The sequence below is a fragment of the Pseudomonas salomonii genome (genome assembly GCF_900107155.1).
Taxonomy (GTDB): Bacteria; Pseudomonadota; Gammaproteobacteria; order Pseudomonadales; family Pseudomonadaceae; genus Aquipseudomonas; species Aquipseudomonas salomonii.
The window spans coordinates 97,549-116,651 of sequence record NZ_FNOX01000015.1 but is presented as its reverse complement, the minus strand read 5'-3'; the positions used below and the strand labels follow the sequence as shown (position 1 = coordinate 116,651).

20 protein-coding genes are annotated in these 19,103 nt (G+C 59.0%); 8 read left to right on the top strand and 12 right to left on the bottom strand.

All coding sequences use genetic code 11. From position 1 onward, the window contains the following. Positions 1–8 precede the first annotated feature (8 nt). The 3 genes from BLV67_RS28365 (at position 9) to BLV67_RS28355 (ending at position 2,115) form a co-directional block, all read left to right on the top strand. Positions 9–344 (top strand): nuclear transport factor 2 family protein, encoded by a 336-nt coding sequence (locus BLV67_RS28365; protein ID WP_069787267.1) that lies wholly within the window; start codon positions 9–11, stop codon positions 342–344. Between the two features lie 15 nt (positions 345–359). Next, positions 360–1,466: a cell division protein ZapE gene (zapE, locus tag BLV67_RS28360; protein WP_065931279.1), complete on the top strand. Its 1,107-nt coding sequence runs from the start codon at positions 360–362 to the stop codon at positions 1,464–1,466. Positions 1,467–1,623: 157 nt separating this feature from the next. Next, the gene (locus BLV67_RS28355; RefSeq protein WP_065931278.1) at positions 1,624–2,115 is read left to right on the top strand and encodes a GNAT family N-acetyltransferase; all 492 of its coding nucleotides are present in this window, start codon (positions 1,624–1,626) and stop codon (positions 2,113–2,115) included. Between the two features lie 112 nt (positions 2,116–2,227). Here the strand turns inward: BLV67_RS28355 and BLV67_RS28350 are convergent, their stop codons facing one another. From BLV67_RS28350 to BLV67_RS33050, 4 genes are all read right to left on the bottom strand, one after another. Beyond that, the gene (locus BLV67_RS28350; RefSeq protein ID WP_069787268.1) at positions 2,228–2,440 is read right to left on the bottom strand and encodes a hypothetical protein; all 213 of its coding nucleotides are present in this window, start codon (positions 2,438–2,440) and stop codon (positions 2,228–2,230) included. A 143-nt stretch (positions 2,441–2,583) separates the two neighbouring features. Further along, positions 2,584–4,824, bottom strand: coding sequence for a TonB-dependent siderophore receptor (locus tag BLV67_RS28345; RefSeq protein WP_069787269.1), 2,241 nt, complete (start codon positions 4,822–4,824; stop codon positions 2,584–2,586). Between the two features lie 126 nt (positions 4,825–4,950). After that, positions 4,951–6,693: a phosphoethanolamine transferase CptA gene (locus tag BLV67_RS28340; RefSeq protein WP_065931275.1), complete on the bottom strand. Its 1,743-nt coding sequence runs from the start codon at positions 6,691–6,693 to the stop codon at positions 4,951–4,953. A gap of 152 nt (positions 6,694–6,845) precedes the next feature. Next, positions 6,846–7,022, bottom strand: coding sequence for a DUF6026 family protein (locus BLV67_RS33050; RefSeq protein ID WP_256122271.1), 177 nt, complete (start codon positions 7,020–7,022; stop codon positions 6,846–6,848). Positions 7,023–7,292: 270 nt separating this feature from the next. Here BLV67_RS33050 and gnd point away from each other — a divergent pair, with 270 nt between their 5' ends. The 3 genes from gnd to BLV67_RS28325 are packed head-to-tail and all read left to right on the top strand — an operon-like array spanning position 7,293 to position 10,617. Continuing rightward, positions 7,293–8,276, top strand: coding sequence for a phosphogluconate dehydrogenase (NAD(+)-dependent, decarboxylating) (gene gnd / locus BLV67_RS28335; RefSeq protein WP_069787270.1), 984 nt, complete (start codon positions 7,293–7,295; stop codon positions 8,274–8,276). After that, positions 8,273–9,796 (top strand): glucose-6-phosphate dehydrogenase, encoded by a 1,524-nt coding sequence (gene zwf / locus BLV67_RS28330; RefSeq protein WP_056860297.1) that lies wholly within the window; start codon positions 8,273–8,275, stop codon positions 9,794–9,796. The genes gnd and zwf overlap by 4 nt, the downstream gene beginning before the upstream one ends. After that, entirely contained in the window at positions 9,793–10,617 is an 825-nt protein-coding gene (locus BLV67_RS28325; RefSeq protein WP_065931273.1) for a Cof-type HAD-IIB family hydrolase, read from the top strand. The genes zwf and BLV67_RS28325 overlap by 4 nt, the downstream gene beginning before the upstream one ends. Before the next feature lie 67 nt (positions 10,618–10,684). On the opposite strand, the gene BLV67_RS28320 is transcribed toward BLV67_RS28325, so the two are convergent. Continuing rightward, entirely contained in the window at positions 10,685–10,945 is a 261-nt protein-coding gene (locus BLV67_RS28320) for a hypothetical protein (RefSeq protein WP_056860295.1), read from the bottom strand. 344 nt (positions 10,946–11,289) lie between these two features. Between BLV67_RS28320 and BLV67_RS28315 the strand changes: the two genes are divergently transcribed. Then, complete coding sequence (locus tag BLV67_RS28315) at positions 11,290–12,615, top strand: sigma-54 dependent transcriptional regulator (protein ID WP_065931272.1); 1,326 nt, start codon at positions 11,290–11,292, stop codon at positions 12,613–12,615. Positions 12,616–12,721: 106 nt separating this feature from the next. On the opposite strand, the gene BLV67_RS28310 is transcribed toward BLV67_RS28315, so the two are convergent. The 7 genes from BLV67_RS28310 to BLV67_RS28280 all read right to left on the bottom strand — a co-directional run bounded on the left by BLV67_RS28310 (position 12,722) and on the right by BLV67_RS28280 (position 18,674). Continuing rightward, positions 12,722–14,020 (bottom strand): transporter, encoded by a 1,299-nt coding sequence (locus BLV67_RS28310; RefSeq protein ID WP_065931271.1) that lies wholly within the window; start codon positions 14,018–14,020, stop codon positions 12,722–12,724. A 49-nt stretch (positions 14,021–14,069) separates the two neighbouring features. Further along, positions 14,070–14,819: a hypothetical protein gene (locus BLV67_RS28305; RefSeq protein WP_069787271.1), complete on the bottom strand. Its 750-nt coding sequence runs from the start codon at positions 14,817–14,819 to the stop codon at positions 14,070–14,072. A 37-nt stretch (positions 14,820–14,856) separates the two neighbouring features. Next, on the bottom strand, positions 14,857–15,534 hold the full coding sequence (locus BLV67_RS28300) for a C39 family peptidase (RefSeq protein WP_065931269.1): 678 nt from the start codon (positions 15,532–15,534) through the stop codon (positions 14,857–14,859). A gap of 62 nt (positions 15,535–15,596) precedes the next feature. Continuing rightward, the gene (locus tag BLV67_RS28295; RefSeq protein ID WP_065931268.1) at positions 15,597–16,280 is read right to left on the bottom strand and encodes a heme utilization protein; all 684 of its coding nucleotides are present in this window, start codon (positions 16,278–16,280) and stop codon (positions 15,597–15,599) included. Between the two features lie 67 nt (positions 16,281–16,347). Next, complete coding sequence (locus BLV67_RS28290) at positions 16,348–16,908, bottom strand: adhesin (RefSeq protein ID WP_069787272.1); 561 nt, start codon at positions 16,906–16,908, stop codon at positions 16,348–16,350. Next, the gene (locus BLV67_RS28285; protein ID WP_065931266.1) at positions 16,905–17,363 is read right to left on the bottom strand and encodes a hypothetical protein; all 459 of its coding nucleotides are present in this window, start codon (positions 17,361–17,363) and stop codon (positions 16,905–16,907) included. The genes BLV67_RS28290 and BLV67_RS28285 overlap by 4 nt, the downstream gene beginning before the upstream one ends. A gap of 315 nt (positions 17,364–17,678) precedes the next feature. Next, positions 17,679–18,674: a FecR family protein gene (locus BLV67_RS28280; RefSeq protein ID WP_065931265.1), complete on the bottom strand. Its 996-nt coding sequence runs from the start codon at positions 18,672–18,674 to the stop codon at positions 17,679–17,681. Positions 18,675–18,826: 152 nt separating this feature from the next. Here BLV67_RS28280 and BLV67_RS28275 point away from each other — a divergent pair, with 152 nt between their 5' ends. Next, entirely contained in the window at positions 18,827–19,096 is a 270-nt protein-coding gene (locus tag BLV67_RS28275; protein WP_065931264.1) for a PepSY domain-containing protein, read from the top strand. Positions 19,097–19,103 lie beyond the last annotated feature (7 nt).

Here is a 19,103-nt window from a genome sequence, read left to right as displayed (position 1 = left end):
GCTGTGCCATGTCTTTTTCAGCGTTGGCCCCTGCCATTGCAGCCTACATAACCGCGACCAATACCGGCGACATCTCAGCGATTGCCCAGTGTTTTGCCGACGATGCCAACGTGTTCGATGAGGGTCAACATCAGGTCGGCCCTGCAGCCATTGCTCGCTGGATGGAAGACACCGGGCGGCGTTATCAGCCGCGCGTCGAAGTGATCAACGTGCAGCAGCGCACCGGCAAGGTATTGGTCAGCAATAGGGTCTCCGGCAATTTCCCCGCAAGCCCGCTGGAGCTGCGCTATACCTTTCGCCTGAACCAGCAGGGCAAGATTTCACGGCTGGATATCTCGCTGTAAGTCATACTGGCAGGCATGACTTTCGACTCGCCGCTCGCCGCCTACCAACACGCCATCGCCCAGCAAGGCTTCGTGCCCGACGACGCCCAGCGCCGCGCGGTACAAGCCCTGCAAACCTGCTTTGAGGCCCTGCACCAAGGCCGCTCGCCGATTCCCGGGGTATACCTGTGGGGGCCGGTGGGCCGGGGCAAGACCTGGCTGATGGACCAGTTTTATCAGAGCCTGCGCGTTCCCGCGCGGCGCCAGCATTTTCATCACTTCATGGGCTGGGTGCATCAGCGGTCTTTCCAGCTCAGCGGCATCCAGGACCCCCTGCAGGCTTTGGCGCGGGAACTCAGCCGGGAGGTGCGCGTGCTGTGTTTCGACGAGCTGTTCGTCAACGACATTGGTGATGCGATCATTCTCGGCCGACTGTTCCAGGTGATGTTCGAGGAGGGCGTGGTCATGGTCTGCACCTCCAACCAACCGCCGGACGAGCTGTACGCGGGCGGCTTCAACCGCGAGCGATTCGTGCCGGGCATCGAGGCTATCAAGCGGCATATGCACGTGGTGGCGGTAGACGGCGGTGAAGATCACCGTTTGCACCCTGGTGTGGGGTTGCAGCGCTATTGGGTGAATCAACCGGAGGCACTCGCTTCGGTGTTCAAGCAATTGAGTCAAGGGCAGGTGGTCAGCAGCGGGGCGGTCGCCGTCGGTTTTCGCTCGATCACGGCGGTACAGTCCTGCGATTCGGTACTCTGGTGTCGTTACGCCGATCTGTGCGAGCAGCCTTTGGCGGCGATGGACTTCATGCTGCTGTGCGATCGCTACAAGGCGATCCTGCTGGGCGAGGTGCCCAACCTGAGCGCGCAAAAACGCCCGGCGCGGATTGCCCGTGGCACCGAGGATGCGGCTCAACGTGTGGTGGCGGGGGATCGAGAGCTGCCTGAGTTGTCGGTACACGATGACAGTGTGCGACGCTTCATCGCACTGGTTGATGAATGCTATGACCGCAAGGTGCCGTTGTTTATCGAGGCCCAGGTGCCGTTGGCAAGCCTTTACACCGAGGGTTATCTGGAGTTTGCGTTCCGGCGCACCCTGAGCCGTTTACAAGAAATGCAACTGCAGCGGTTCGGCGCCTAGGAAATATCCCAGGCCAGAAGCGCTTGTTGGGCGGCACAAGCCTCGTCATTTCCGTCAGGTATTTGTAGCTAATCTCCTTCATCTGCGACTGGCTCCCCGCTTACAATCATCCTCTCAAAGGGAACAGACTCCCTTGTTGTCGTGATTGAGGAAGGAAATGGATACCCCAGACATCCTGGTGCTGCAAGCCAGCTACACCAACCCTGTGCACGCTGACGCCATTGGCTTGGTGCTCAACCATTACGCTGAAGACCCAATGGGCGGCGGCCACGCGCTGCCGGCCGACCTGTTGCTGCAACTGCCAGCCGAACTGGCCAAGCGCCCCCACGCATTCAGCGTATTGGCGTTTGTCGGCGGGGAGCCGGCGGGTCTGGTCAATTGCTTCGAAGGGTTCTCGACGTTTGCCTGCCGCCCGTTGATCAACGTGCACGATGTGGCGGTGATGAATCAGTTTCGTGGCCTGGGGCTTAGCCAGAAAATGCTGCTCAAGGTCGAGGAGATCGCCCGTCAGCGCGGTTGCTGCAAGATCACCCTGGAGGTGCTCGAAGGCAATGACGTGGCGCAAGCGGCCTATCGCAAGTTCGGTTTCGATGATTCGATTTTTGATCCCGCCCATGGCCGCATGCTGTTTTGGAGCAAAGCGCTTTAATCACGGCGATTAATATCGGCGGCATAAAAAAGGCGCCATTAACTGGCGCCAAATTAACCTTTGCCAAAGGAGCGGATTGGCACAGGGGCATGCGGATTAACTAAAGATTAACTCAGCTGTTAGGTTGTTGCTCCGCGCGGGACTGTTCGGTCTTAACACTCTTGCCGTCGGCCAGTGCGGTGTTATCCGTGGTGCCGTGAATTTGCTGCTGGGTGAATGCGAAGTTGTTGTAAAACTCCTTGGAGCGCTCTGAACCGCCCTCTGCGAAGGCTGCTACGGAGGTCAGGCTCATCAGGCCGGCAAGCATCAAGGTCGAAAGTTTCATGGCAGTATTCCCATTAAGAGTGATTGGTGTCTGATCGCTCCGTGATCCGATTCATGGCGCGACTATGCCGCCATCTTATTAAGTGGGAATTAACATGGAACTGCCCCGAAGTTAACGTTTTTGTTAACTTCGGGGGTTGCAGTTTACAGCTGCCAATCCAGTGCCAGAGTGATGGAGCGTGGGTCTCCCCAATACACACCGTTATAAAAGCCGACGCGCTCGTAATATTTTTTATCAAATAGATTATTGACGTTAACTGATGCGGAAACATGCTCGTCGAATTGATAGCGCGACATCAGGTTGACCACGGTGTAGGCCTGCTGGGTGATCCTGGCTCGTGTGGTGATCAGGTTGCCCTTGTCGTCCCGGGCGCCCGTCGGCCGATTGCTGAGGCCGTAGAAATCGCTCTGCCAGTTCACCGCACCACCCACGGTAAGGTTGCGCCATTCGCCTGGCAGCCGGTAGGCGCTGGAGACTTTCAGCAGGTTGAGGGGCTGTTCGGTATTGTTGCGTTTGCCCGTGCCGTACGTTGAGTGGGTGTAGGTGTAGCCGGCTGTCACATTCCAATCGGGCATGATTTCACCGGCGGCCTCCAGTTCGAAGCCCTTGACCTTGTTACCTTTTCCACCGGTTTTGTAGTACTCCTCACCCGTGACTGGATTGGGTGGCACCGAGTCGTCCAGCTCTGCGACATTGTCCTGACTGCTCCAGAAATACGCCGCCGCCAGGTTCAAGCGTTCGTCCAGCACGCTGCCTTTGAGTCCCACCTCATAGTTGCTGCCCACCACAGGCTCGAGGTATTTCTTGTTGGCATCCCGGTTGCTTTGTGGCTTGAATATATCCGTGTAGCTGGCGTAGACCGTGTAGTGCGGCGTCAGGTCATAAAGCAGCCCGGCGTAGGGGGTCCACATATCATTGTGGGTCTGGCGGGTTTTGTTGGCAGCAGTCAGTTGATCATTGGCGTTGTAGGCCGGTTCTGCGCTTTCCAGCGACCAGCTGCCGTAGCGGCTGCCAAGTACGGCGTGCAAACGATCTGTCAGGCTCAGGCGCGTGGCCAGGTAGCCAGCTTTCTGTTCCTTACTGCTGTGCTCACCCTTGAGGCCCGTGACGGTGTCGGGAAATTTGCCGATTCCGCCCATGTATTTCCAATCTGGAATAGTTTCGTAACCCGCAGGGTTTTGGCCTCTACGCAGAAAGGGTGATACATCGCGTTGGGCGGCTTCGCCATACCCCACCATCAGCGCGTGTTCGCGGCCCAATAGCGTGTAGCTGCCGGCGAGATTGAGGTCGATGGCTTCCATGGTTGATTTGCCGAGCATATGGCTGGACCAGGAATACATGCCGCTGCGATCTTCATTCGGGAAGCCCGCACCGCCGTAGTAAACCTTGCCGTCAGTGTCGCTTTGCCGATGGGTGTAGGCCGCCTTCAAATGCCAGTCACCGGCGAACCGATGGTCCAGTGTCGCGAAGGCGGTTTTGTCCGTCAGCGGCCACGAACTCCAGTCTGCCGCCATGTTGGTTGAGCGCGAGAGACCGGCCTTGCCGCCCTGGCTGTTCCAGTAGGGCACAGTGCCCCAGGAGGTGCCTTGCACATGCTTGTCCTGGTAATCAAACCCTACAGCCAGCACGGTATCGTCTGAAAGGTCGCCTTCCAGAATGCCGTAGCCCACCGACCGTTGCAGCCCGTAGTTGTCTCGGAACGATTTGCTGTCGCGGTAAGCCAGTACGGTGCGTCCGCGCAATCGCCCGTCAAATGCCAGCGGCCCGCCGACATCCACGTAGCTGTAATAGTTGTGATGGCTGCCGCCGCTCACGCCGGTTCGCGCCTGCCATTGGGCGGTGGGGCGCTTGCGCACCATATTGACGGTGGCCGAAGGGTCGCCTGCACCCGTGGTCAACCCCGTGGCGCCGCGTACCACTTCAATGTGGTCGTAAATGATGGTGTCCGAATCCGACTTCATGTAGCCGAAGGTATTGAGCATCCCGTCAATCTGGTAGTTATTGATGCCGTAGCCACGGGCGGAATAGTAGACACGGTCTGAATCATAATGCTGGACGTTGACACCTGTGGTCTGGCGCAGCACTTCGGTGAGGGTATTGAGGTTGAAGTCATCCATCTGCTGACGGGTAATCACCGAAACCGACTGCGGGGTTTCCTTGATGGACAGGTTCAGCTTGGTGGCCGTGTTCATCGAACCGGTGGTGTAGGCGCCAGTGTGTTCGGTGGTCGCGCCCAGGCCTTCGGCGGTGATGCTGGTGGCACCCAGCTCAAGGGCGCGTGGCGGGGCACGCTCGGGGTCGGTTTCAGCCAGCAGGTCCGGGCTCAGCGCGACGCTGAACAGGCCAATGGTTAGAGTCATGGAACGGGTAAAGGGCGCGAACATCGCAGCAGACTCCTTGTCGTCTTTGCGGCCTTCCAAAAGGGAAGGCCATGGCTCAAAGACGAAAGGAGGCGCGGGACTTTAGGCTTAAACGAGAATGATTGTTATCTTTCTGTTACAAGGCTCAGTCTATTTGGCAACCACTTCGGCGGTGTCCGACTTCTTCGGTTTGATCAGGCTGAAATCAATCAAACCCTTTTTCTGGCCGATGTAAGGGTCACCAATCAGTAACGGGCGCGGCTTGAAGCTGTCGTTGACCAGGCTCTTGCTGCGGTCCCATTCATCGAAGCTCAGCCCGGCCAGGTCGGCCCAGGTGTGGATCAACTGCGAACTGCTGTAAGGCCGTTGCAGGTCGCCGGCAAAGCTCCAGTCGTGGGTTTGACGCCACTTCGGCGAGGCGTAGGCCATGAACGGGATGGTGTACATCGGCGCCGTCGGCTTGCCTTCGTTACGGCCCAAGGTACTGTGGCCGGCCGAGTCGAACACATCTTCGCCGTGGTCCGAGAGGTACAGCAAAAAGCCGTTCGGGTCGGTCTTGGCGTAATCCTTGATCAGGCTCGACACCACGAAATCGTTGTACAGCACCGCATTGTCGTAGCTGTTGTAGGTCGGCAACTGATCATCGCTGATGCCGGCCGGTACGCCCTGGCGATCGGTGAATTTGTCGAAGGTCGGCGGGTAACGGTACTGGTAGCTCATGTGAGTGCCCAGCAGGTGCACCACGATGAACTTGCGCTCGGCGGGCTCGGCCAGGGCCTTGGCGAACGGCGCCAGCACATCACCGTCGTATTGGCGGGCGTTCTGGTTGCGGTTGTTGTTGAGGTACACCTGCTCGTCAGCCTGCTCGGAAAAGGTCGTGAGCATGGTGTTGCGCTTGGTCATGGTCTGCTGGTTGGTGATCCAGTAGGTCTTGTAGCCGGCCTGTTTCATTACGCTGACGATCGACGGCGTCTTCAAGTACAGGTCCGGGTTTTCTTCGTCGGCAAACGTCAGCACCTGTTGCAGCGCTTCGATGGTGTAGGGGCGCGGGGTGATGACGTTGTCGAACACCGCCAACTGGTCGCGCAGCTTGTCCAGTTCCGGCGTGGTGTTACGCGGGTAGCCGTAGAGGCTCATGCGCTGACGGTTGGTGGATTCGCCGATCACCAGCACCAGGGTCGACGGCTGGTCGACCATGGTGTCCTTGAGGTTCTTCAAGGGCGGAATTTTGCTGGCGCTGGTGAGCATGCCCTGCATGCTGTTGAGCTGTTCGGTGTAGCGGCGGTAGGCAACGATCATCTGCCATGGCACGGCCGGTTCGACGCGGCTTTCGAAGCCGTCGATGGCCAGTTCCATGGTCGGGTTGGTCGCAATCTGCTTGACCAGCGGGTAACCGACCACCGCCAGCACAATCGCGGTGGCTGCCAGCAGCGCCTGGCCACGCGGCAGGTAAACCGGGCGCAGGCGGGTCCACAGGAAAATGGCCACGGCGGTATGGGCGATGAACGCCAGCACGATCCACCACGCGAAGTACTGGGTCGCGTATTCGCCCGCTTCAGAGATGTTCGACTCGAACATAATGAAGATGACGCTTTGTGAAAATTCCTGCTGGTAGATAAAGAAATAACCCAGGCTGGCCATCGAGCAGGCCCATAGCACCACGCCGATCAAGCCCGCGAGCAAGCGTGTACGCTTTGGGAACAGCAGCATCGGCGCGAGCCAGAACGCACTCAGGAAGAAGGCTTGGCGAAAGCCACTGAAACCGGAGGTGCCGGTCAGTTGGATCAGGAGTTGGGTAATACCCGAGAAATACCAGAAAAACAGGAACAACCAGCCAAGACCGGCCCAATCAAAGCCTTTCGCAGACTTGGTGCTGCGTTTGAACATCGCCATCCAGTACTCCAACCCGATAATTGCTCAGTCGCTGCGCAGGAATGCACGCGACAGTGGGCCGCCGCGTGTGCGTGGCCCTATTCGGCGGGAGTATCGGGAGGAGGATGTGAAAACTTTGTGAGTTATTTCTGAAGGCTTCGTTCAGCTCAGGTTCAGCAAAGCGCAGGATGGGTGCCGGATGCCTGATTGACCTGTGCTTGAAGGTGTGCGCGCAGACGCAGAACCTCCTGCTGCAGTTGATCGCGTTCTTCTTTTAATTGGCGCAACTCATCGCGACGGACGCTGACGTAGAGGGTCTGTGGCGGTCGGGTCATCTGTGCTGTGCTCATTGCTTACCTCGCAAATAGCCGGTAGATCGCGGTGCCGGAACGCGTCAATCGAAGTTCTCGGCAACAGTCGGAAGCAATTCTGAATTCTTTTTAAGGTCAATGGAACTTTTTTATTTTTGGTGGTCGCTGTGACTTTTTCGGCGGTGATGCTGAAACGATGGCATTTTTTTGTCATGAAACTACACGGATCCGCTCTGGACTAACCCTCATTAGCCTCATTGCGCTATAAACTATGTCACACATTTATTTAGTAGTTAGGAGCATCAGCACATGCAACTGGGGATTATCGGACTAGGCCGCATGGGCGGTAACATTGCGCGGCGCCTGATGCTCAATGGGCATACCACCGTTGTATACGACCGTAACGAAGCATTCGTCAAAGGCCTGAGCGAGGAGGGCGCCACCGGCGTCGCCGACCTTAAGGCCCTGGTAGCCGGCCTGCAAAAGCCGCGCGCTGTTTGGGTGATGTTGCCGGCTGGCGCGCCCACCGAAGACACCATCAATACACTCAGTGAGTTGCTCGAAGACGGTGACGTGATCATCGACGGCGGCAACACCATGTATAAAGATGACATCCGTCGTGCCAAGGCTCTATTGGAAAAAGGCCTGCACTACGTCGACGTCGGCACCTCCGGCGGCGTCTGGGGCCTGGAGCGCGGCTACTGCATGATGATCGGCGGCGACGTCGAGACCGTGCAGCGCCTCGACCCGATTTTCGCCAGCCTGGCACCGGGCCTGGGCAGCATCCCGCGCACCAAGGACCGTTCGGCCTCTGCCGACAGCCGCGCCGAACACGGTTACATCCATGCAGGCCCAGCCGGTTCCGGGCACTTTGTGAAGATGATCCACAACGGCATCGAGTACGGAATGATGCAGGCCTTTGCTGAAGGCTTCGACATCCTCAAGACCAAAAACTCGGAGAACCTGCCGGAGCACGAGCGCTTCGATCTCAATGTTGCCGATATTGCCGAAGTCTGGCGCCGTGGCAGCGTGGTCTCGTCCTGGTTGCTGGACCTGACCGCCGACGCATTGGCTACCGACCCGAAACTGGACGGTTACTCCGGCTCCGTGGCCGACAGTGGCGAAGGCCGCTGGACCATCGAAGCCGCCATGGAGCAGGCCGTGCCGGTACCGGTGCTGTCCACCTCGTTGTTCGCCCGCTTCCGTTCCCGTCAGCAGAGCACCTACGGTGACAAAATGCTGTCTGCCATGCGCTTCGGCTTTGGTGGCCATGTGGAGACTTCCAAAAAATGACCGCTAACGGCAAGAAACCCAAGGCCGAACCCGCTCCACCCACTACCTTGTTTCTGTTTGGCGCCCATGGCGACCTGGTCAAGCGCCTGCTCATGCCGGCGCTGTACAACCTCAGTCGTGACGGGCTGCTGGGCGACGGCCTGCGTATTGTCGGGGTTGACCACAACGCCATCAGTGATGCCGATTTCGCCAAGAAACTTGAGGACTTCATCCGCACCGAGGCCGCCAGCAAAGTCCGGGGCAATGCCGAAAACGCCCTGGACCCCGAGTTGTGGGCGCAGTTGGCCAAAGGCATCAGCTACGTTGAGGGCGATTTTCTCGACGACAGCACCTACGCCGACATCGGCAAGAAGATCGCCGACAGCGGCACCGGTAACGCGGTGTTCTATCTGGCCACGGCACCGCGCTTCTTCGGTGAAGTGGCGCAGCGCCTGGGCAGTGCCGGTTTGCTTAACGAAACCGATGACGGTTTCCGTCGTGTGGTGATCGAGAAACCGTTCGGGTCGGACCTTGCCACCGCCGAAGCGCTGAACGCGTGCCTGCTCAAGGTGATGAGCGAGAAGCAGATCTATCGCATCGACCATTACCTGGGCAAGGAGACGGTGCAGAACATCCTGATCAGCCGTTTCTCCAACGTGCTGTTCGAAGCGTTCTGGAACAACCATTACATCGACCACGTGCAAATCACTGCGGCGGAAACCGTCGGTGTCGAGACGCGGGGTAATTTCTTCGAGAAAACCGGCACCCTGCGCGACATGGTCCCCAACCACCTGTTCCAGCTCCTGGCGATGGTAGCCATGGAGCCGCCGGCGGCGTTTGGCGCCGATGCGGTGCGCGGTGAAAAGGCCAAGGTCGTGGGGGCTATCCGCCCGTGGTCGTTGGAAGATGCGCGCGCCAACTCGGTACGCGGCCAGTACAGCGCTGGCGAAATCGGCGGCAAGTCGTTGCCCGGTTATCGTGAAGAAGCCAACGTTGCGCCCGACAGCAGCACCGAGACGTTTGTCGCCCTCAAGGTGATGATCGACAACTGGCGTTGGGTCGGCGTGCCGTTCTACCTGCGTACTGGCAAGCGCATGAGCATTCGCGACACCGAAATCGTGATCTGCTTCAAGCACGCGCCGTATGCGCAGTTTCGCGACACGGACGTGGATGAGCTCAAGCCTACTTACCTTAAAATCCAGATCCAGCCGAACGAAGGCATGTGGTTCGACCTGTTGGCCAAAAAGCCCGGGCCGGCCCTGGAAATGGCCAATATCGAATTGGGTTTCGACTACAAGGACTTCTTCGAAATGCAGCCGTCGACCGGGTATGAAACCCTGATCTACGACTGCATGACCGGTGACCAGACCTTGTTCCAGCGCGCCGACAACATTGAAAATGGCTGGCGTGCGGTGCAGCCGTTCCTGGATGCCTGGAAGCAGGATGACGCGATCCAGACCTACAAGGCCGGTGAAGACGGCCCGGCGGCCGCCGACGAATTGCTGGCCCGCGATGGCCGCAGCTGGCATAGCCTCGGATGAGTGATGCAGCGATTCATCCCATCCAGTTGGTGCTCAGTGATGTAGACGGGACCTTGTTGCATCCTGACCACAGTCTTAGTCAGCGCACCGCCGATACGGTCCGGGCGTTGCGTGACGCCGGGGTGTTTTTCAGCCTGGCCAGCGGGCGCCCGCCCAAAGCCATGCTGCACCTTATCGAAACGTTCGGTATTGATGTGCCGGTCGCAGGTTTTAATGGCGGTACGTTGATCAACCCGGATGGCAGCATCCTGGTTGCTCATCACCTGCCGGCAGAAGCCGCGCTGGTGGCCCTGGCGCTGTTTTCGGCCGAGCCGGACGTGGAAGTCTGGGTGTTCGCCGATGGCGATTGGCTGCGCCGTGACCCGCCTGGGCCGATGATGCAGCGCGAAGCCGATGGCCTGGGCTACGGGCCAGTGGTGGTGGAGAGTTTTGAGCCGTACCTGGACCGGGTCGACAAGATTGTCGCGGCGAGCAACAACACGCAGTTGTTGATCGAGCTGGAAGCGCAGTTGCAGCCCAAGGTGCAAGGGCTCGCACAGGTATCGCGGTCGCAGCCGGTGTACCTGGACGTCACGGCCATGCTCGCCAACAAGGGCGAGGCCTTGAAAACCCTGGCTGCGCACCTCGGCGTGCCGATGCAGCAAACGGCGGCCATCGGTGATGGCGGCAATGATCCGGCGATGTTTGCCGTGGCGGGTTTGTCGATCGCGATGGGGCAGGCGGAAGAAACCGTCAAGCGCCAAGCCAGTGTGGTCACCGGCAGCAATGTCGAGGACGGCGCAGCCGAAGCGATCGAGCGCTTTATTCTTGCGCCGCGATAAGTCGCTTAAGTTGTGATGCTCAACTTCCGATCATTGTCAGGCAATGATCGGAAGTTACTGCCGCCTCTTACTTGGGCATGGCCCACGACAACAACTGATGGCCATCTTTGTCGAGTTCGGCGCGCGCCTGCAACAACAAATCTTCCAGTTGAGCCGGATCGGTGTAGGTACTCGAAGACAGCTGTTTGCTGCCGATACGGGTGTTGGTACGGTCGATGACGCTCAGGCTCAGGGCGCCATTGCCATCGTGCCAGGCCACGCACTGAAAGGGCTGGAAGGCACGGTCTGCAATCAAAAGAGCTTCGTTGATGCGCAGCGGGGCGTTCATGTGGGTCTTCTCTCTAAATGCCCAGTCAGTTAAGTCCCGTCGGTTGGGCGAGCCAGACGGTGAGTTACTTGTACTGATGCACGATGGCAGGGTACGGGTCACATCTTAGAGCAAGAAATTTCAACTTTTGGTGATTGGCGTCATGTAAGCGGCTGTTTTGAAAGCGCATTGAGTGTGCGGGTGGTTGCGGATTTTTTTGTCCGCAGCGACGCCGAGGTGGCTTTGTGCCCAGACTTATAGCGAAACGATACAAAGGCTGCGTCAATAACTTGCTAGTGTGAGCGACAGGCTGCACAAACCGTTGTTTATAAATAACTTTAATAATTTGGCGCCAAGGAATAGTCATGGTTGTTACACCTGTCCAACGACGCTTGCTCGTAGTCGACCCGTGCGACGACTGCCACCAGCTATTGCCTGGGCTGCACGGTGCAGGGTGGGAAGTGGACAGCTGCGCGCTCGGCGCCGTGGGCGACAGATCGTGTGATGTGGGCTTGTTGCGCCTGCAGCCTTATCATCTGGAGCGCCCTGAGGCGGTGAAGGAGTTGATCAGCCGCAGCGGCACCGAATGGATTGCCGTGCTCAGCCAGGACGTTTTACGCCTGCAAAATGTCGGTGATTTTGTCTGCGAATGGTTTTTTGACTTCCACACGTTGCCGTTTGATGTGGCTCGCGTGCAGGTCACCCTGGGCCGTGCATTCGGCATGGCGCGTTTGCGCGGCAAAGGCCATGCGCTGATCGACGCGCAGGAACATGAACTGCTGGGCGACAGCCGGCCCATTCGTGAACTGCGTAAATTGCTCGCCAAGCTGGCCCCTACAGAGTCGCCGGTGCTGATTCGCGGCGACAGCGGCACCGGCAAAGAGTTGGTGGCCAAGACCCTGCATCGCCAATCCCAGCGTCATGCCAAGCCCTTTGTTGCGATCAACTGCGGCGCCATTCCCGAGCACCTGATCCAGTCCGAGCTGTTCGGCCATGAAAAAGGCGCCTTCACTGGCGCTCACCAGCGCAAGGTCGGGCGTATCGAGGCGGCCCACGGTGGCACGCTGTTTCTCGATGAGATCGGCGACTTGCCCATGGAACTGCAAGCCAACCTGCTGCGTTTCCTGCAGGAAAAGCAGATCGAGCGCGTCGGTGGTAGCCAGCCCATCCCGGTGGATGTGCGGGTGCTGGCGGCGACACACGTGGACCTTGAAGCGGCGGTTGAGAAGGGCACGTTTCGCGAAGACTTGTATTACCGGCTGAATGTCCTGCAGGTGATCACCGCGCCACTGCGCGAGCGGCATGGCGACGTGGCGATGCTGGCCAACCATTTCTCGCGCTTCTACAGCCAGGAAACCGGGCGCAGGCCGCGCAGCTTCAGCGAGGATGCACTGGTTGCCCTGGGCCAACACCCGTGGCCGGGCAATGTGCGCGAATTGGCGAACCGCGTGCGACGAGGCCTGGTGCTGGCAGAAGGGCGCCAGATCGAAGCCGGTGACCTGGGGTTGCAGGGGCAGCAGGCAATTGCGCCGCCAATGGCTACACTGGAAGATTACAAGCACCGCGCCGAACGTCAGGCGCTGTGCGATGTGCTCAACCGGCACAGCGATAACCTGAGTATCGCGGCCCGCGTGCTGGGCGTGTCCCGGCCGACCTTCTACCGGTTGCTGCACAAACACCAGATCCGCTAGGGCGGGTAAACCGAAAAGCCCCGCAACGACCCTTATCGTTGCGGGGCTGATCGTTCCCACGCTCCGCGTGGTAATGCCTCCAGGGACGCTCCGCGTCCCCATACCACTAAAAGTAATACGGGAATTTCAAGCTGAACGTAAAGTCCGGCGCATCATCCGTCATCCCAATCGACAGGTTCGGCACGATCGTCAGGTTATCCGACGCCGCAATCGTCATGCCCACGTTGAAATACCCGGCGTTGGCATCGCTGGACACCACCGATTGCCAGTCCTGGCCGCTCTGCTTGACCTTGCTTTTGCGTTGCACCAGATCGGACACCGAGAACGACATACTCATCTTCTCGTTGAGCGCGAAGGCCACCCCGACACCAAGCTGGAAGCTGTCACCCAGGCTGACTTTGCCAGGGATCTTCTGATTGAGGTTGGGGCTGATATCGCTGAACGAGTCTTCGAAGTTGTGGGTGTAGGAGAGCGAGCCGAACAGCACCGCCGGGTCGAAGGTCTTGACCAGGGAAATACCTGGCGTTACCGACCACACCCCATTACCGGTCGGCAGGCTTTCCGGCACGGCGAGGTTGTTGTTGCTGGCTTGCTCGATCAGCTTGATGCCGTAGGGTTCCTTGCCGGTGGGTGCCTTGACCCGCAGCGACACCACCGCATCCGGCAGGCTGGCGCTCTCATCGAGGAACTTGTAGGCGATGCCGAAGTTGACATCACCAATGGTCGGGTCGCGGCTGACGGAGGCTTCCGACGTATTCTTGGCATCGCCGCCGGCACCACCGGATTGGTACGTCGCTTCGCGATACACCACCGGCACGTTCAGGTCGAACTGCCAACGGTTGTCCAGGTTATAGCGGCCGGTGAGGTCCAGGGTCCAGCTGTCCGACTTGATCCGGTCCAGGTTGATATTGCCGAGGAAGATCGAGTCCAGCGCCAGAAAGCCGTTAAGTGACAATTGCCGCGCGTCGTAGCGGGCGTAGGTGAGCCCGGTTTCAAAGCTGAACTTGCCATTGCCGAAAAAGCCACTGGCTTCGTTGTACAAGTTGCTCACACTTTGGGCCGGAGCGGAATCGTCCTTCAGGCTTTGCCCGTAGGAGCTGCTACCCGCCGCACCACCGGACGCGGCGGCTGCACCGACGCCGGCCACCGCCGTACCGCCTTTTTGGAAGTCGGCAGGGGATTTGGCCAGGCGTTTGGGCGTTGGTGTTGCGGGCTGATCTTCGACTTGCCTTACACGTTGCTCCAAGACGGCCAGTGCTTTTTGCTGCACTTCATAACGTTGCTTGAGCTCCAGCAGTTCCTGTTTCAGTGTTTCGATATCGGCATCCGGCGCGGCGTACAGCACCGACGCGGGCAGGAGTGTACTCAAACAAATCACGGCACGTAACGATAAAGATCGATGCATGAAATAAGCCGTCCCTTTCTAATGCGTAAGTGTCGAGGCTCAGCGTAGTTCAATAACCGGAGGGGCGTAGGCCTTTGAGTTGATCCAGGTTGAGGTTCTGCGTGATGTTGTTCAAACCGTTGTTGCCCATGACCACATTAAGTTGGGTCATGTTGTTCACGAAGTTGCTGTTGCCTTGAATAACCGTGCCTTGCAGCACATTGCCGGCACCGATTTGCTGCACCACATTGCCTTGATTGTTATTGGCCTGGAGGGCCATTTGCAGTCCGCCGTTTTTAGCCGTGACCGTGACCTGGCCGGCGGCTGTGCCCCCCGTGATCGGCTGGCCGGCAATCAGTGCCTGGCCGGACTGCACGTAATTGGCCGGTGCCAGGCCGTTTTTCGTCACGTTGATATCCACGCCGTTGTTGGCCGTGTTGCCATCGCCCGCTGCGCGCACGCTTTGCGTCACACCCTGGCCGGTGCCGAGGCCGGCGCCGCCGACGACGGTGCCCTTGCCGTCAGGCTGTTTGATCACCCCGGTGCCGTCGTTACCGGTGATTTGCACGTAAAACTGTGGGGTGACGGTGGACGCGTTGACTTGCATGTTGGCGCTGCCGGTTACCGTCGCGCCGGCGGCATTGGTCCAGGTGCTGCTCATCACAATGCCAAAGCTGATAATCCGCCCGGGCATCACATAGCGCCCGCGCAACTCGGCCATTTCCGCGTCCTTGAGCTCGATCGGCTTGAATGCCGAAGAAGCATAGGCAGGTGCTGCGGCTGCCAGGCATATCACCGTCAGCCAGCGTCGAGTGTTCATCGTTTGCTCCTGGAGCGTCCTGCTCCTTATTGCGCTTCTAGAAGAAGTCGCTCTGGATAAAACCGAAGTCCATCAATTCACTGTCGCGTACCGGGCTGAACTCGTTGAACTGGTTCTTGGCCGTCAGCGGCGCGCGGGGTGTGAGCAAGGCGTTGGCCTTGTCGTAACCCTCACCAATCACCGCGAACACGATGCCGTTCCAGCCCTTGACGAAATCGTCCTTGGCATAGCGCTTGTTGCCCAGTACGGGGTCGCCGATATACACCCAGTCGTTGTCGGCCCGTTGCAGCACCACGAAGTGCTTGTAGCCGCGAATGTCCAGCAGCACCACCACCGGCACTTTCACGGTGACCAGCACTTCAGGCGTAATCCGGTAGCCCTTGGCGCGCATGTGGATGCTTTCCAGGTAGCGCTTCATGTCGAGCATCGAGAAGCCTTGGGTGCGCACCAGGTCCTGGTTGGCGTTGACCAGCATGCCCTTGATCACGTGGTCTTCATCCACGTCCATCCAATAGGCTTGGCGCAGGATGGTCGCCAGCGCGGCGGCGCCGCAGCTGAAATCGGTTTTCTGTTCCACCAGGTTGGCGAATTTGCGCTCGCGGATGCTTTCGACCTTCTTGTACACCACCGCGCCGTTTGGCATGACAACGGCCATTTGCGCCGCCCAGGTTGGGCCGGTGAGTGCGAACAAGAGGAGGGCAGCTGTGAGGCGCATGATCGTATGACCTGCTGGACTCTGGAAATAAAAAGGGCCTTGTTGCCAAGGCCCGATCTGGATCAGAAGCGAGTGATTGCTACGTTGTTCTGACCCTGGTTGTTGCTGCCCGACAGAACGTTGGAGTTCGAGACCCCGGAGCTGTAGTTCATCGAGTTGTTCACGCTGGCGTTGTTGACCACCGGTTTGGTGCTGCCCCAGCCGTGGCCGCTGGCCAGGTTGAGGGTCAGGTTGCCCGACACATCCTGCACGCCAGTGACGGCAGCAGCACCGCTGTCGCCATTCCCCGAAGCAATTGCAACGCTGTTGCTGCCTTGGTTGGAGGTGCCCGATGCGGCGTTCAACTGAATCACGCCTGAAGCGTGGTTGCCGCTGTCGTTAAGGGACGCGTTGTTTTTAGTGCCGCTGTTGGCCACAAAGTTACCGGTGTTCGATTGAGCGGTGCCGGTGGTGGCGAACACGAAATCCGCATCCCCGGAAACGATGGCAACGTCGTTTTTGCCTTGGTTGTTGTCGCCGCTCAGCACGTTGCCGTTGGCCACGCCACTGATGTTGTTGTAGGAGTCATTAGCCGAGGCGTTGTTTTTGGTTTTGTCATTGAGCACCACGTTGCCATGGTTGCTTTGACCGTCCAGTGTGGTCGCGGCAGCTGTGGTAGGCGCGTGATAACCGCCCGCTTGAGCAGCAACAGCCATGAGCGCAGCCAGAGCAAAAGCCAGTGGTTTAAGAGCCATTGAAGTTTTCATGGTGTATCTCCTTGCTTCTAATTAGTTGGTTAAGTGTTGGTACGGTCTAGCTATGGACTCAGCTCCATCAGTTGAGTCGTAAGTTCAGGGTGTTAGCCACTCGGTTCCCCACCCCGGCGCTCTGGTTGACCTGAACCACTCCACGGCTGCCGGTGAAGGCCTGGTCGCTGGTAACGACCTGGCGGCTGCCAGTGGTAGGGGTCAACCCTGAGTCGGTTGCAAGCGCAACGTTCTGTTGCGACATGACGCTGTCGTCGATGCTTTGCGGGCCAGCATTCACGCTGATGCGCACGGCATTGATCATCTGGTTCTGGGCCCCGGCGGACTGGTTGACACTCAGTGCACCGTTGCCATTAGTGAAGGAGTTGCCCTGGATCGCCGCGTTGGCGTTCAGGGAACGGTCGGCGGGCGTGCCGCTGATTTTTTGCGTGACGGCGATGTTTGCCTGGGCGTTGTGGCCCACTGCGATGGCAACGTTGTTGCTCAGTTGTTGCTGGTCACCGGCGGCCTGGTTGATCGTCACTACACCGTTGTACTGCTGGCCCGAGTTCTCAAGGGTTGCGTTGTTGCTGTCGGCCATCGCCGCGGTGCAACCGAACGCTGCAAGCAACATCCAGGAGTGGTTCATTTCATTGCCCCCCCGACCATGCCGCTGATGTTGTTCAGCGGCGCGAGGCCGCTGGAGATCGCGCCGTTGACCGTGCCGGCGATGCTGCTGCCGCTGCTGCCGTGGCCGGCTGCACCCGCTGCGCCGAGGTTGTTGGCGCCACCGAGATTGTTCAGCCCGGGAACGCCGCCATTGGGCATGATGCTGCGAGTAATGCTTAAGCCACTGCTGATACCGGCGATGTCGTTGTCGCTGAGCTCATTGTTCATGGCGCGGTTGACTTGAGCCGACGGGTTGGCATTCACCGTGGTGGGGTAAGGGTCGACGCCGCGTGGGCGACCTATTGCATAAGGTTGAACCTGGCGTTCAACCACGATCACGCCATCACCTGCCGCGAACACCGGAGCGCTCACGCTGGCACTCAGTGCACAGCCGATCAGCAGGAGGCTCAGTGAGCCTGGATTGTGTGTGTCCATGGCAGTGTTCCTTATTCTTAACGCTGACCCTAAACAGCGTTGTCAGGAACAGAGCAGAACGCGTGCCGCTTTTTATTTATTGTTTGTATTCAGAGGGTTGAAGTTAAATCGAGGCAAAGTGCTGGCGATACTGTTTCATGGTTGAAACAGTGCCGCCATCAAGGGACATGCCCGGCCCCGCCTCAAGGCTGTCTCAGCGATGAAACACTGCGCATGACAAACTCATGAATGCGCACCCGGCGGGCGATTCAGGCGAGGGCGGTGTTTCAAAAATGGACACATTGAGCGCGAGCGAACCTGCTGTTGCAGGCAGGCTCAGCCCTTGGGCGTTTTACGCGGGATGGAATTGAGTACCGGGTTGCCGTCCTGGTTCTGGGTCAGGTAGACCGGCAGCACCTTGGGCAGGGAAGGCACGAGGTTGTTGACCTCGTTGATGTTGTAGATGCCGCCGATGCGAATCGCGCCGGTGCTGGCATCTGCCAGCATCACCGGTTTGCTCAGGTAGCGGTTGATCAGCGGCAACGCGTCGGTCAATGCCAGGTTGTCGAGTACCAGTTTGCCCTGGCGCCAGGCCAGGGCCGAGTCATTGGGGTTAATCGCAGCGACTCGCGGGGTGGCGTCGCCCAGGTTGTAACTGGCCTGCATGCCTGGGGTCAGGGGCACGCTGGCGTGCTCCTTGTCGCTGGAAATCTGCACCGAGCCTTCCAGCAACATCACCCGCACCTGGTCTTCGTATTTCCAGACGTTGAACTGAGTGCCGGTGACCCGAACCTGGCCTTCGCCCGCCTTGACGATAAACGGGTGAAGGCTGTCATGGCTGACCTTGAAAAACGCTTCGCCCTTGTTCAAGGTCACGCGGCGCTGGTCCTTGTAACGGCTGTAGACCAGTTCGGTGCCCAGGTTCAATTCAACCTGGCTGCCGTCGCCGAGGGTGACCTTGCGCAAGCCAGTGCCGGCTTCGAAATGCTCATAGGCGCTGGGCAACCAGCCCGCTTCCCAGCCGGTAAAGGCGGCCAGCGGCAGGGCGGCGAGGCATATCGCGGCGGCCACCGCGTAAGTGCGCAAGCGGCTGCGCGGTTTGAACGGCAGCACCACCGCAGCAGGCTCACTGCGCGGCAGGTGGTCGGCCACGTCCCAGATTTCCAGCATGGCCGCATACTCAAAGGCATGCAGCGGATGGGCGTCGTGCCATTGTTCAAAAGCCCGACGTTCGCCCGCCGTGCAATCACTGGCGTGCAGACGCATGCACCAATGCGCGGCGGCATCGGTGATCGCGTCATATTCGTCTTCTGAAAGGGGCTGTTGAGTCATTAAACCGTCCTGATTTCCAACATTCTAACCTCCCGAGGCGGATGACGAGAACAGTCGTCATGGCGATTGCACATCAATTGGAACTTATTCTCGTTTGAAAACATCAGAAACCACAGGACACGAGTCCGTCATTCCCACAATGGAGAACGAATATGTTGAAGAAAACCTTAGCCGCCCTGTGTGCAACCACCGCGCTGCTCAGCGCCGGCGCCGCCCTGGCCGACAAGCCGGGTGCGGGCTGGATCACCATCGAAAAGGCCATTGAAACCGCCAAGACCAAGGCCGGCTATGTCGAGGTCTACAGCGCCGAAGCCGATGACAATGGTTACTGGGAAGTCAAAGGGCGCAAGTCCGATGGCATCGTGTATGAAGCGCGTATCGACGGCGCTTCCGGCAACGTTTTGCGCGATCAGAAAGACTGATGCACCT

Excerpts from the sequence above, each read along its gene's own strand:
- BLV67_RS28365 (WP_069787267.1), top strand. The coding sequence starts at position 9 with ATGTCTTTTTCAGCGTTGGCCCCTGCCATTGCAGCCTACATAACCGCG.
- zapE (WP_065931279.1), top strand. The coding sequence starts at position 360 with ATGACTTTCGACTCGCCGCTCGCCGCCTACCAACACGCCATCGCCCAG.
- BLV67_RS28355 (WP_065931278.1), top strand. The coding sequence starts at position 1,624 with ATGGATACCCCAGACATCCTGGTGCTGCAAGCCAGCTACACCAACCCT.
- BLV67_RS28350 (WP_069787268.1), bottom strand. The coding sequence starts at position 2,440 with ATGAAACTTTCGACCTTGATGCTTGCCGGCCTGATGAGCCTGACCTCC.
- BLV67_RS28345 (WP_069787269.1), bottom strand. The coding sequence starts at position 4,824 with ATGTTCGCGCCCTTTACCCGTTCCATGACTCTAACCATTGGCCTGTTC.
- BLV67_RS28340 (WP_065931275.1), bottom strand. The coding sequence starts at position 6,693 with ATGGCGATGTTCAAACGCAGCACCAAGTCTGCGAAAGGCTTTGATTGG.
- BLV67_RS33050 (WP_256122271.1), bottom strand. The coding sequence starts at position 7,022 with ATGAGCACAGCACAGATGACCCGACCGCCACAGACCCTCTACGTCAGC.
- gnd (WP_069787270.1), top strand. The coding sequence starts at position 7,293 with ATGCAACTGGGGATTATCGGACTAGGCCGCATGGGCGGTAACATTGCG.
- zwf (WP_056860297.1), top strand. The coding sequence starts at position 8,273 with ATGACCGCTAACGGCAAGAAACCCAAGGCCGAACCCGCTCCACCCACT.
- BLV67_RS28325 (WP_065931273.1), top strand. The coding sequence starts at position 9,793 with ATGAGTGATGCAGCGATTCATCCCATCCAGTTGGTGCTCAGTGATGTA.
- BLV67_RS28320 (WP_056860295.1), bottom strand. The coding sequence starts at position 10,945 with ATGAACGCCCCGCTGCGCATCAACGAAGCTCTTTTGATTGCAGACCGT.
- BLV67_RS28315 (WP_065931272.1), top strand. The coding sequence starts at position 11,290 with ATGGTTGTTACACCTGTCCAACGACGCTTGCTCGTAGTCGACCCGTGC.
- BLV67_RS28310 (WP_065931271.1), bottom strand. The coding sequence starts at position 14,020 with ATGCATCGATCTTTATCGTTACGTGCCGTGATTTGTTTGAGTACACTC.
- BLV67_RS28305 (WP_069787271.1), bottom strand. The coding sequence starts at position 14,819 with ATGAACACTCGACGCTGGCTGACGGTGATATGCCTGGCAGCCGCAGCA.
- BLV67_RS28300 (WP_065931269.1), bottom strand. The coding sequence starts at position 15,534 with ATGCGCCTCACAGCTGCCCTCCTCTTGTTCGCACTCACCGGCCCAACC.
- BLV67_RS28295 (WP_065931268.1), bottom strand. The coding sequence starts at position 16,280 with ATGAAAACTTCAATGGCTCTTAAACCACTGGCTTTTGCTCTGGCTGCG.
- BLV67_RS28290 (WP_069787272.1), bottom strand. The coding sequence starts at position 16,908 with ATGAACCACTCCTGGATGTTGCTTGCAGCGTTCGGTTGCACCGCGGCG.
- BLV67_RS28285 (WP_065931266.1), bottom strand. The coding sequence starts at position 17,363 with ATGGACACACACAATCCAGGCTCACTGAGCCTCCTGCTGATCGGCTGT.
- BLV67_RS28280 (WP_065931265.1), bottom strand. The coding sequence starts at position 18,674 with ATGACTCAACAGCCCCTTTCAGAAGACGAATATGACGCGATCACCGAT.
- BLV67_RS28275 (WP_065931264.1), top strand. The coding sequence starts at position 18,827 with ATGTTGAAGAAAACCTTAGCCGCCCTGTGTGCAACCACCGCGCTGCTC.